The organism is Salibacter halophilus (assembly GCF_008806325.1).
GTDB lineage: Bacteria > Bacteroidota > Bacteroidia > Flavobacteriales_G > Salibacteraceae > Salibacter > Salibacter halophilus.
On record NZ_WACR01000012.1, the window covers coordinates 58,579 to 71,246 of the forward strand.

11 protein-coding genes are annotated in these 12,668 nt (G+C 40.7%); 5 read left to right on the forward strand and 6 right to left on the reverse strand.

Annotated elements, in window-relative coordinates; translation table 11 throughout:
• Positions 1–74 precede the first annotated feature (74 nt).
• The gene (locus F3059_RS12625) at positions 75–1,088 is read left to right on the forward strand and encodes an NAD(P)H-dependent flavin oxidoreductase (protein ID WP_151169830.1); all 1,014 of its coding nucleotides are present in this window, start codon (positions 75–77) and stop codon (positions 1,086–1,088) included.
• Here F3059_RS12625 and F3059_RS12630 read toward each other — a convergent pair whose 3' ends face one another.
• Together F3059_RS12630 and F3059_RS12635 are read right to left on the reverse strand one after the other, a co-directional pair.
• Entirely contained in the window at positions 1,089–1,733 is a 645-nt protein-coding gene (locus F3059_RS12630; protein WP_151169832.1) for a CAP domain-containing protein, read from the reverse strand.
• The gene (locus F3059_RS12635) at positions 1,717–3,357 is read right to left on the reverse strand and encodes an amidohydrolase (RefSeq protein ID WP_151169834.1); all 1,641 of its coding nucleotides are present in this window, start codon (positions 3,355–3,357) and stop codon (positions 1,717–1,719) included. The genes F3059_RS12630 and F3059_RS12635 overlap by 17 nt, the downstream gene beginning before the upstream one ends.
• Before the next feature lie 153 nt (positions 3,358–3,510).
• Here F3059_RS12635 and purL point away from each other — a divergent pair, with 153 nt between their 5' ends.
• Positions 3,511–5,748: a phosphoribosylformylglycinamidine synthase subunit PurL gene (purL, locus tag F3059_RS12640; RefSeq protein WP_151169836.1), complete on the forward strand. Its 2,238-nt coding sequence runs from the start codon at positions 3,511–3,513 to the stop codon at positions 5,746–5,748.
• Here the strand turns inward: purL and F3059_RS12645 are convergent.
• On the reverse strand, positions 5,745–6,299 hold the full coding sequence (locus F3059_RS12645; protein WP_151169838.1) for a hypothetical protein: 555 nt from the start codon (positions 6,297–6,299) through the stop codon (positions 5,745–5,747). The two genes, purL and F3059_RS12645, sit on opposite strands and share 4 nt — an antisense overlap.
• A 20-nt stretch (positions 6,300–6,319) precedes the next feature.
• Here F3059_RS12645 and F3059_RS12650 point away from each other — a divergent pair, with 20 nt between their 5' ends.
• Positions 6,320–7,000 (forward strand): SDR family oxidoreductase, encoded by a 681-nt coding sequence (locus tag F3059_RS12650; RefSeq protein WP_151169840.1) that lies wholly within the window; start codon positions 6,320–6,322, stop codon positions 6,998–7,000.
• A 1-nt stretch (position 7,001) separates the two neighbouring features.
• On the opposite strand, the gene F3059_RS12655 is transcribed toward F3059_RS12650, so the two are convergent.
• On the reverse strand, positions 7,002–7,736 hold the full coding sequence (locus F3059_RS12655; RefSeq protein WP_151169842.1) for a GIN domain-containing protein: 735 nt from the start codon (positions 7,734–7,736) through the stop codon (positions 7,002–7,004).
• Positions 7,721–8,860 (reverse strand): acyloxyacyl hydrolase, encoded by a 1,140-nt coding sequence (locus F3059_RS12660; protein WP_151169844.1) that lies wholly within the window; start codon positions 8,858–8,860, stop codon positions 7,721–7,723. The genes F3059_RS12655 and F3059_RS12660 overlap by 16 nt, the downstream gene beginning before the upstream one ends.
• Positions 8,861–8,946: 86 nt before the next feature.
• Here F3059_RS12660 and F3059_RS12665 point away from each other — a divergent pair, with 86 nt between their 5' ends.
• Positions 8,947–9,921, forward strand: coding sequence for a D-alanine--D-alanine ligase (locus tag F3059_RS12665; RefSeq protein ID WP_151169846.1), 975 nt, complete (start codon positions 8,947–8,949; stop codon positions 9,919–9,921).
• A gap of 93 nt (positions 9,922–10,014) precedes the next feature.
• The gene (locus F3059_RS12670) at positions 10,015–11,007 is read left to right on the forward strand and encodes a glucosaminidase domain-containing protein (protein WP_223274618.1); all 993 of its coding nucleotides are present in this window, start codon (positions 10,015–10,017) and stop codon (positions 11,005–11,007) included.
• 297 nt (positions 11,008–11,304) lie between these two features.
• Here the strand turns inward: F3059_RS12670 and F3059_RS12675 are convergent, their stop codons facing one another.
• A complete protein-coding gene (locus tag F3059_RS12675; protein ID WP_151169850.1) occupies positions 11,305–12,657 on the reverse strand; it encodes a DUF5723 family protein in 1,353 nt (450 codons plus the stop codon).
• Positions 12,658–12,668 lie beyond the last annotated feature (11 nt).

Here is a 12,668-nt window from a genome sequence, read left to right on the forward strand (position 1 = left end):
AATTTAACTTGTTGCTCCACTAAAATACTAATTTTGATTACCTGATTGATATAGCAGATTAACAATATTTCCCCATGGTCGTAGAAACAGCCTTTTCTAAAGAACTTAAACTTCGTTTTCCATTAATTGTAGCGCCAATGTTTTTGGTTTCAAACGCTGAAATGATAAAAGCTGCAATCGATAATAAAGTAATGGGAGTTTTCCCCACACTCAACTTTAGGAAAGACGGAGAGCTGGAAAAGGTTCTGACCGAAATTAAAGAATACGATCAACAAAATGGGGGACTGGGCCACTACGGAGTCAACCTCATCGTGCAGCAATCGAATCCGCTGTACAGTAAACACCTCAAAATCTGTATTGAACAAAAAGTTCCGTTTTACATCACGAGTCTCGGAAACCCAACTGATGTCATTGAGGCTGCACACGAATATGGCGGGAAAGTTTTTTGCGATGTCACAAATTTGAAACATGCACAAAAAGTATCTGATGCCGGAGCAGATGGTTTTATTGCTGTCGCGCAGGGAGCTGGTGGCCATGCCGGCCCCAACCCGATGAACATTTTGATCCCGGCTCTGAAAAAACGATTCCCAAATATTCCGGTGATCGCTGCTGGCGGGATCGCACACGGCAACGCGATTGCTTCATCGCTTACGCTCGGAGCTGAAGGTGTTTCTATGGGAACTCGTTTCATCGCTTCAAAAGAAGCTACTGTGAATGACGCTTACAAACAGGCGATTGTCGAGGCCGGAATGGACGATATTGTGATGACAACAAAGCTTTCTGGAACTCCGAGCTCTGTTATCAATACCGATGAGGCTAAAAAAATCGGGCTCAAACAAAACTTCCTCGAGCGCTGGCTTTCCAAAAACAAAAAGACTAAAAAATACTTTAAGATGTGGGTACAATACCTCGGCATGAAAAAGCTCGAGAAATCTGTTGCAGCCAATAATTACAAACGAATTTGGTCGGCTGGAAAGAGTGTCCACATGATTGAAGATATTTCACCGATGAGCGAAATAATCAAGCGACTTGAGGATGAAACAATCGCGTCTATTCAGGAAACCAACAGTTTACTAAAAGAGCAATAATTACTTTTCCTTTTGAGCCGCAAAAACCTGCACGCAGTTGAATCTGTATTTTTCATGCGGTTCAATCGATGCCCCCATGAAATAAAAATCATTGGCCAATAAATTCTTCCTGTGATCAAGTGACGGAATACCTTCATCAATCAAGAGATCTACAACAATCCACGAAGCCTTGTCATAGCCGTATTGGCAATTTTCACCATAACCGTAATACTCATCCATTATCGGCTGCATCCTTTTACTAAAAGATTTCCCATTTGCACCATCATGCCCAATTTTCCCAGCTTCACCCATGTCTATCGCATGCTTTTGAGCAATCTCGTAAAGCAGTTTTTGAGGCTTCAACACATGAACGGGCTCCATCTTTTTCAGGTCCCTGATCAACGAGCGATAATTCCCCGATTTTTCAAACGGTTGTGCACTCTCTACAAGAGCAGGTAAATAATCATCAGCAAATTTTTGCGGAAACAAACGAGCCAAATTGGTAACGGTGAACACCTGCTTTTCTTCGTCTGTGAGGTAATCAGCAGATTTCGCTGTTTCTGCCTGAGCGATTTCCTGATCAGTGAAAAACTCGTTGAGCCGGATTTGACCAATACTGCTCAAAACCAGAAAAAGAGTCACAGTTAAACTACTTAGTATTTTCATAAACTTTTTTTCCTCCTAAATACGTGTAAACTACTTCAACATCTTCAAATGCCTTTTGCGGAGCGGTCATTATATTCTTGTTCAGCACCACAAAATCTGCCAACTTCCCCTTCTCCAGCGAACCTTTGTAGCTTTCCTCAAAGTTTGAAAGAGCAGGCCAAATGGTCATTCCGCGAAGCGCTTCTTCTCTCGTTAAACTCTCCTTTGGTTGAAAAGGTTCACGGTCAGAGCCGAGCTCAGTCCTGAAAACAGCGCTGTAGAATGTTTTTAGCGGATCGATGCCCTCGACCGGGAAATCTGTCCCCAGGTTGATAATTCTGTTTTGATCTAGCAGCGTGCTGTAGATATAAGCATCATTCACTCTATCGCCCAGTCGTTCAGGAGCCCACGGACCATCAGAAGTTGCGTGTGTTGGTTGAACACTTGGAATGATTGTGTATTCCTGAAATTTTGAAACATCAGCTTCGTTCACGATTTGTGCATGTTCAATTTTCCAGCGTTTGTCATTGGTCCCTTTTAAAACATTACCGTAAATATCGAGGATCAATCTGTTTGCTGAATCGCCAATGCAATGAGTATTGAGCTGAAAGTCGTATTCATCAGCCTTTTGAGCTATTTCTTTAAAATATTCCTCGTCATTGAGCAGCAATCCATAATTATCCTGATCATCAGAATACGGCTCTAAAAGTGCCGCACCTCTACTCCCGAGAGCTCCATCTGCATACATTTTGATGCTTCTCAATGTGAAGCTCTTTTCCTGAATCAAACCATTTTTCAAAACGCTGTCTAACTTAGGATCAGTCGAGGAAATCATTGTGTACAACCTCATCAACAAAGCTGAATCCTGTTGCATTTTGCGCATGAACTCGATGTCATTAATGGGTAACCCTGCATCAGAAAGTGATGTCAAGCCAACGGCAAAACAATTTTGTTGAGCTTCGAGAATTGCGCTATGGAGCTGTGAACTTTCGGGCTCTGGCTCTGACCGTGAAATTAATGAAACGGCATTATCGATGAGTAACCCGGTTGGTTTACCGTTTTCATCGAGTTTGATTTCTCCGCCTTTCACATTTTCAGATCCGGAAACACCGGCAGCTTCAAAAGCCGCCTGATTGGCAATTGCTGCATGGCCGTCAATTCGCTGTAATAAAACAGGCTTATCAGGAAACAATTCGTTGAGTTCTTTATTGGTTGGAAAATTTTTTTCCTCCCAGTCGTTTTGGTCCCAGCCTCTCCCGGTTATCCATTTCGTTTCGCTGTTTTGAGCAAAGTCTTTGGTTTTTGAAATACATTCCTCCCAACTATTAGTTCCAGTTAAATTTACTTTCAACAGACTTTTTGCATAACCGTAAAAATGGCAATGTCCATCAGCAAAACCGGGATAAATAAACTTCCTGCGCAAGTCAACAGTATTCTTGGACTGAAAGTGATTCATGATTTCGCGCTCTGCCCCTATGGCAATGATTGAATCATTTCGAATAGCCATCGCCTCAGCTTTTTCATTCGTTTCATTGACCGTGTAAATTGTGCCGTTGTGAACGATGAGGTCGGCTTTTTCTTTTCGCAGTCCTGAACAGGATGTAATAACTGCAAGCGCAAGTGATACAAAGACTATATTTCTCATTTAGTTTTATTTTATCTATTGCAAATTAAGGACTTCATTTAGAAATGCATCCAAATGTTTTCGAGATCTGACTAATTTTCAGGGTAAAACTCGGTTTCATATAGACCGAACTCAAAACAGATACCTATTTTTGCAGCATCAAAAAATAAGAGCATGTCTAAAAACGCTGCAGATACGGTAATAGCCACGAAAGAACAAGCCATTCAACTCGGATTACTCGGAGAAGAGTACGAAAAAGTGAAAGAAATCTTAGGTCGCGAACCCAATTTTTGCGAGGTAAGTATATACTCTGCAATGTGGAGTGAGCACTGCTCTTATAAAAACTCTATCGTTTGGCTAAAGACCCTTCCTAAAAAGGGACCACACCTCCTCGCTGAGGCAGGTGAAGAAAATGCAGGGCTGGTTGATATTGGCGATGGACTCGCCTGTGCATTCAAGATCGAATCGCACAATCACCCATCTGCTATTGAACCGTATCAGGGAGCAGCTACTGGTGTTGGCGGAATCAACCGCGACATCTTCACGATGGGAGCTCGCCCTATTGCTCAAATGAATTCGCTCCGCTTTGGAGATTTGAAACTCGACAAAACAAAATGGCTACTCAAAGGAGTAGTTAAAGGAATTGGCAATTACGGAAACTCGTTTGGCGTTCCTGTTTTGAGTGGAGAAACATTTTTTGATGAATCTTTCAATACGAATCCGTTAGTCAATGCTTTTTCTGCCGGTATCGTTGAAGTGGGCAAAACACTTTCGGCTACATCACACGGAGCAGGAAACCCTGTTTACATAGTAGGTTCGGCAACCGGGAAAGACGGAATTCACGGAGCTGCTTTTGCTTCAAAAGACATTACAGATGCCTCTACAGATGATTTACCGTCTGTTCAGGTTGGTGATCCGTTCCAGGAAAAACTTTTGTTAGAAGCTACACTCGAACTAGCTGATACAGATGCTGTTGTTGGAATGCAGGACATGGGAGCTGCCGGAATTACTTGTTCCACAGCTGAGATGTCTGCCGAAGAAGGTTTTGGAATGGATATCGACCTCGATAAAGTTCCAACTCGCCAGGATGGCATGCACGGATTTGAAATTTTACTTTCTGAGTCTCAGGAGCGCATGCTCGTAGTTGTGAAGAAAGGAAAAGAAAAAGTTGTTGAAGATATTTTTGAAAAGTGGGACCTCAACGCTGTACAAATCGGTGAGGTTACTGAAGGTGGCGTGTTGAATTTCCACAAAAACGGAGAGTTAATCGCTACTACACCAGCTGAGCCACTCGTACTAGGCGGTGGAGCACCGGTTTATGAACGCGAATATTCAGAACCGGCATATTTCAAAGAATATCAAAAATTCACCATTGCGAGCATTGAAGAACCAAAGGATCTGAAAAAAGTTGCCGAGTTCTTAATTCAGCAACCTAATATCGCATCAAAAAACTGGATCTCTGAGCAGTACGATTCAATGGTCGGAACCGCAAACATGACAACAAACGAACCGGCCGATGCGGGTGTAGCGCAGATCAAAGGATCTGACCGTGCCATTGCGATGTCTGTCGATTGTAACTCGCGCTACGTCAACGCTGATCCTTACAAAGGAACTCAAATTGCTGTTTGTGAAGCTGCGAGAAACATTGTTTGTACAGGCGGAAAACCTTCAGCAATTAGTAACTGCTTAAACTTTGGAAATCCATACAATCCTGAGTCTTACTGGCAGTTTGTAAAAGCTGTTCAGGGAATGGGAAGTGCCTGCGAAGCACTCAAAACTCCTGTAACAGGTGGGAATGTTTCCTTCTACAACCAAACGGTAACGAAAGACGGTGAAGTGCCGGTTTTCCCAACGCCTACAATCGGAATGATAGGGTTGCTGAATAAAGAGAACAAGATGTCGCTCGACTTCAAAAAGGAAAGCGATATGATTTACGTTATCGGTGAGAACCACAACGACATTTCATCGAGTGAGTATCTCGCTAAATACCACGGAGTGAAAGAATCTCCGGCTCCTTATTTCGATCTCGAAAGCGAACAGGAAGTTCAGGATGCAGTTCTAAAACTGATCGAAGAAAAACTGATCGTATCAGCTCACGACTGCTCAAATGGCGGACTCTTCACAACGCTTCTAGAAAGTGCTGTTCACCGCGACCTTGGATTCAATATCACAACAGATCAAATCATCCGCAAGGACGCATTCCTCTTTGGTGAGGCGCAATCGAGAGTTGTGGTTTCGGTTCCGACTATTTACAATGAAGACTTCATGGAAATGATGACACACTTCGGAATTGATTACAGCTTACTGGGCTACGTAACCAAAGGTGATATCACGATTGACGATGAGAGTTGGGGTGACATTTCACACTTCAAATCGCTTTACAACGAAGCTTTAGAAAAGGCACTGGATTAAAAGTTTACACCAAAATTGATTCGGAATAAGGGGTTCGTGTACGGACTCCTTGAATCATCATTGAGGTTGTACAGCAAGGTGGCAGCGATAAAACTGTTGCCGTAACGCTGCATGTAACCTCCGCCAACAAAAACACTGGTGAAGTTACTGCGCCCTTCATTGTAGCCAAACTCACCGTTTAAAACTTCTATTTCACCGTGAAGGAAAATGGGGTCGTAAACGACATAACGAGAGAAAACATTCCCTCCGTACATACTGGTTGAATAGTTGTAGATATTATCAGAAAAATACTGGTAATTCAATCCAACTCCTGAAGTGAATTTTTCACTAAACCAGTAACCAAAAATGGGATTGACATTGATGTACGTGATATTTCCAAAATTGAGTCCCAATCCGCCACCTACGTAAGCGTTATCCCAGTCAAAAGAATTCTCTTTCTCCTCCTTCTTTTGATAACTCTCTTCGTTATCCTCGGGCACATATTGAGCGCCCAGGAAAAAAGGAACCGTAATGGTCAGAACCAAAAGCAGAATTGTTTTCTTTGATATCATATTTCAAAGCTATTGAATAAATGAAAACAGTACTCATCACCGGTGGCAGCAGAGGACTTGGTTACGCACTCGCAAAACAAGCACTCAAAAATAACATGAAAGTTGTAGCCGTAACGCGTAACGGCACTACATTGCATGAACTCAACAATGAAAATCTTATTGTTGTTGAGTGCCTGTACACTGAAAAAAATGGCAGAGATAAATTAGTAAACGCTCTTCAGAACCACAAAATAAAACTCGATTACCTCATTTTAAATGCGGGTTTGCTGATTAAAAACAAGCTGGAAAATATCTCTGAAAATGATTTGGAAAAAATGTTTCAGGTCAATTCAATAGCTCCTCTATTGCTTTTTAAAGAGTTGACAAAAAACAATTGTTTATCAGAAAATTACCACACGGTTACAATTGGCAGCATGGGCGGATTCCAAAACTCAGTAAAATTTCCAGAGCTACTAGGCTACAGCGCATCTAAAGCTGCAATAATGGCTGCTACACAATGCCTCAAAGAAGAGTATTCTGACGGTCGCTTTAACTCTATTGCTTTAGGAAGTGTAGAGACAGAAATGTTTCAAACAGCATTTCCACAGGGAAAAGCACAACTCACTTCAGAGAAAGCCGCTCAAACAATTTTGAATTTGACACTCAATTTTCACGAGGCCGGTAACGGACAAATTATTCCACTTTCGTTATCAAACCCATAATTCATTTGCGGATGAGTTTACCATTTCCATTTTGCTCAATTTTATTGACTTGAGGATCTCCTTTCAGCAAGACATCTCCTTCAAAATTGATTTTGTAGTCGAGCTTATCGGTAACCCAAAGTTCGGCATCGGTTGAGCTTTTTGAGTCGATATACCCATTTGATGTTTGCAACCCAAAAAGCTTCAACTTCCCCATCGAGTGCTTGTAGCATGAAAGATCGCCTGCTTTTCCATTCAGAATTACATCTGTAGTTCCGGAATGGTGATAGGTTTCAACTCTTTCGTATTCAACGCTCAAATCTATTTTCTCTCCCCCCATCCAGATGTGGATCGACAATGTATCTCCTTTTAACCTACCATTTGCTGTTATTGTCCCGTTACCGCGATACTCGATGGTTCTGACCATTGGTAAATGGACATAAACAGTAGGCTTCTTAAATTTTCTGGTCCAATTACAATTCGATTCTTTGTCGATTATCAAAAAGTCACCTTCAATTTTAGTTGTGACATCAGCCAACAAATTTTCTCCTGCAGTAACCTCGACATAATGAGTTGAATCCGGCACGATCACGACATCTACCATATCATGACACTGAATACTGTTAAAGCTTTGATCGAAAAACCGGGATTCGGTTTTCACACTACCTCTTTTCACAAAGCAATCGCCTACCAGGCTTTTGTCACAGCCGGCAATGAGCGTCAACAAACTGATTATCATTACTAATTGCTTCGCCATAACGTTTTTCCTATTCCAAATTCAAAATAATCAGCAGTTACCAAATGTGACTTGATGCTTCCATTAATAAACCAACCTTTTGACAAGTCAACCATGAGACCAAATCTTTGATATAAGCGACCACCAGGATAATCGAATGAATAAAGGTAAAAACCCTGATGCAAGAATATTTCAAATGCATGTAAATTCAGGTGATACCCAATTGTAGTACCCATTTGGAAGTTGTTAGAATTTTCAAACCCTTGTTCATCATAGTAACTCTTTAGTGCACCGTTATACATGAGATCAGATCCAAGCGTTATTTTTGATTTTCGGGCTGCTTTATAAGAGAACTCAAGTCTCAATGTTGATACAGGTTTTTTCCCCGTTAGCTCATACAATCCTTCTTTGTAAAAACCAGATGCTCGCAAGTTGAGCATATACCTTGATGAATCAATCGATTTGTGTTTTACTTCTAAAGTATCGGGCTCATTAATCTGATAGCTGAGCCCAAAGTTCATCGCGATGTAATTTACACCTTTATTGGGCAAAGTTGTACTGCCATTGCTGTAATGTGTAACTCCAACTCCTAAGGAAGTATTGAGTTTATCGCTCAACCTGAACTCAACTCCACTTTCGAGCTGAATAAGTAAATTACTGTGCGAGCTTATGATGATGTTTTTATGATTAGTTTCAGGATTCCATTTTTCACTGATATAACCATAGCCAGCGCCAGTTGTAAAATAGAACTGCACTTTTGAAAACCTGTAAGGATAGAATTTCAAATATCCGATAGCTCCAAGTCCGTACCCCAGAACTTCACGGTTTCCAAGCTGAGTGTAGTACCCCGATATTCCGGCAGATGGAAAACCATAATCCCGATGCCAAAACTTTTCTCCTGACACCTGCTTTTCATAATTGAGCGATATACCTCCAGCATGAGTTTGAACAAGGTGAGTAATACTTGAACGATGCGGCCAGGTAAAGCCATAATGAGGTTTCAAAATCACACTTTGCGAAACACACATTTTTAAAGTCAGCAAAAACAGTATGGTCCAGAGTATCTTTTTCACAGGATAAAAATAGAAATAGTATTCAATGAACTTCTCTTTTTGGTCAGAACCTAACCAAATCAGAATTAACACTCATTTTGTTTACAAAAAAGAACCACGAAAAAGTACAACCTGTCAATTAAACGTAATTTGGACAACAGCGAAATAAGGCACGTTTTATGAAAAAAAATATAGCCGTAGCCATGGGTGGCGACTCATCAGAATATGAGGTGAGTTTAAAAAGTGCAAATGTTGTGGCGAGAAACCTCGATACAAACCTGTACAACGTTTACAAAATCATGGTTCGCGGTAAAGAATGGTACTGTGAAAAAGACGATCACCAGTATCCCGTTAACAAGGACGATTTCTCAATCATTATCGATGATAATAAAATCAATTTTGATGGGGTTTTCATAGCCATTCATGGTAGCCCTGGTGAAAACGGATTGCTACAGGGTTATTTCGATTTACTTGAAATCCCATATTCCTCCTGCCAAACTTTTCAATCTGCACTTACCTTTAACAAAGCTATGTGTTCTTCATTGCTACGCCACTACGGAGTTGTGATGGCAAAGGCAAAATACCTCAAGAGAAGCCAACAAATCGATTTATCAGAAATTGTTGAAATAGTAGGCTTACCGTGTTTTGTCAAACCCAATGAAGCAGGATCAAGTTTTGGAATTACAAAAGTCAAAACGGCCGATGAACTTTTACCCGCAATAGAATATGCTTTTGAATTTGATAAAACCGTAATTGTGGAAGAGTATATTCAGGGACGGGAAGTAACTTGTGGAGTTCACAATATTGAAGGCCAAATAAAATCGTTGCCTCTTACTGAAATCATCTCAGAAAATGAATTTTTTGACTACGAAGCCAAGTATCACGGTGCATCAAAAGAAATAACTCCGGCACAGGTGAACGGTGAAATCGAGCGAAAAGTGAGCGGAATTTCAAAATTGATTTTTGAAACACTCGACCTTAAAGGTGTTTGCAGGGTTGATTTCATTGTAAAAGACAACCAGCCGTATTTCATTGAAGTGAATACTGTACCGGGTCTTTCTGAAGCGAGTTTAGTTCCTCAGCAAGTTACTGCAGCCGGTTATAGTCTAAAATCGTTTTTCAATTCGTGGGTTGAATATTCATTACATCAATAGGCAATTTACTATCCACACGCTATTGTTGGAAACGAGCTGCGATTTCACAACATTACTCTAAACTTGCCGTTATTTTTGCTTGAAATGAGAAAAGTGCGCATAATAACAACGCTTTTATTTACGGTTCTGACCATTACAGTTTTTGGACAGGATCTAACACGCCAGGAGTACATTGAAAAGTACAAGGATTTGGCTATTAAAAATATGCGAGAATATCGCATTCCGGCCAGTATCACTCTTGCTCAGGCATTACTTGAAAGCAGAAACGGTAATAGTGAACTGGCGAAAAAATCCAATAACCACTTTGGGATTAAATGTCACTCGAGTTGGCGAGGTGCCAGAACTTACCACGATGATGACAAGCGAAGTGAGTGCTTTAGAGTTTATGAAGATGTCTATGATTCTTACGCTGATCACAGTGATTTCCTGCAAAGGTCGCGTTATGAAAATTGTTTCAAGCAGGATATAACTGATTATAAATCATGGGCTCATGAGCTCAAAAAAGCAGGTTACGCTACTAATCCAAAGTACCCCAAGCTACTCATCAAAATCATTGAGGATAATAAGCTCTATGTTTACGATCAGATCGCGTTGGGCGAAGACGTAGAAGAGCCGGCATTGGCTGATAATAGCAAAAAAAGCGAGAGAGGCTCTAACAACAGGGGAAATGACAATAGTGGTTTTGAGGACGTAAACTTAAGTCCGAAACCTGCCGTGAGTAAAACCATAAACGAAATTGAATACCTGACTGCAAAAGGTGGTGAAACGCCCGGAGAAATTGCTCATACAATGGAAATGGGTAGATGGCAAATCAAGATGTACAATGATGTAGATCGCGGTTATGAGTTTGAAAAGGGTGCTAAAGTTTACCTTCAGCCAAAGAAATACAAAGGGACACAAAAATTCTACACTGCTAAAAAAGGTGATAGCATGTGGGAAATATCACAACGTTTCGGCATCAAAGACGGTGCGTTGAGAAGAAAAAACAGAATGGATAAAGGCGAACAGCCAGAGCCCGGTCAAAAAATGTACCTCCAATCAAAAAAACCAAAGCCTGTCAGTGAAAAGTTCAAGCTTTTCAAGTAAATGCGAATGTTAGTTTGGTGTTTGTAGGTTGAGAGGTTTGAGGCCGAGATCAAGGTCGAAATCCGTCCAAATAACGCTATGGAATTATTAGGTGTTTAAGTTGATAATAGGTTTGGACTTGGGGAGTACCAACAACTAAAGGACAAGCTGAAAGTGCTGACCAAAAGCGTTAGTAGTCAAGGCTGAGGAGAATGAATTTATAATGGTGGTTTAATTGATTGAAACCCTAGAATTCATGAAGTTATTAATCTCCACAAAACCAGATAAAACTCTTCCATTTTTGACGATTAAGTAAAACTATTCGTCTTCATTTTTCCCAAAGGTAAGGTTCATTCCCAATCTTAAGTTCGGCTGAATTTGATCATCAGGCCTGATGAGAACCGAAACAAAATCCTCAGTCATCAGGTAAAACTGGAAAGGTCCGCCATTGATGGAAAACCCAAGCCCAAGATTCGACCACTTTGTGTAAGGGTTATACAAGTCGTAACCCACGATTCCGGTGAAAAAGTTTTTGATTTGGCCGCGATAAACAGCTTTCACGTAACTCACATTTTGTTGATCGCTAAAGATATTTTGATTGATCAAGGTTACGCTGTGCTTTTTGGTTATATCGAATGTACCTGATAAAAATAATCTGGTTGGAATTGAGTAAGTGTAAGCATCTCCATTTTCAACAGGATCAACTTCAGACTGCAAACTATCAGCAAACTTTTGAACCTGGTCTTCTACAGATAAGGAATCGTTTTGAAAATAAAATGCCACTAAATCCATAGGTTGCAAACTCACATTAATATTTGTTTGCTCGTAGTTATGGTTGTCATTTTTGAACCGAATACTCGAACCCAAATCAAGAATACTTGCCGAAGCAGAGATGCGGTCATTAAACTTATACTCCGCTCCCAAATCAAAACCGGCTCCCCAGTTTCCATTTGCGTAAAGAATGTTTTCGATGTTCCCTTCGTTGTAGTTTTCATAACCTGAGCTTCTAAACTGGTATGTAATATTACCTCCAACTTCATCCTGTTCATCGCGGAGCTGAGTATCCACATAAAGATCAGTACTTTCAGCGTAGAAATTACTAACTCCGTAAAGCAGTTTGAACCTGGCTCCTACATTCAGTTTATCATTGATTTTGCGACTGTACCCAAAACCGAATTCGCGTGTATGGTAACCACTAAAACGTATATTATTGACCGCTAAATTTTGATTGATGTAACGCTCTTCATAAACTTCTCTAAACAAGATAGCTAACTCTTTAGGAAAGTCAGCTTTGATGCCGATACGTTCAGAAATATTGAACTGAAAATAGTTGTTCCCCACTTTAAAACCACCGTGTAACAACTCACTTGAGAAATTCATGAAAACCTGATTGCGATCCTCGAACCCATTGACAAGAGCGTCAACGTCTACATCGTACCCATCACCGCTCCTTGTTACAATTCCTTTGGTTTTGAATTTCGACTTACCAACTTCAAAAAGCATATTCGTAGCCGGAATTCCAATATTCAACTTTGTGGATGGCATCATTGCCGGGTTGAGTTTAAAGCTCTGCGGAATCCTCGAAGTGCCGTATAGCATCGTTTCCTGCTGTGCATTCATATTGAATGAAAGAAACAGGAAAACGATCAATGGTAAAACTAGATTTTTCATCAGCAAAGGGT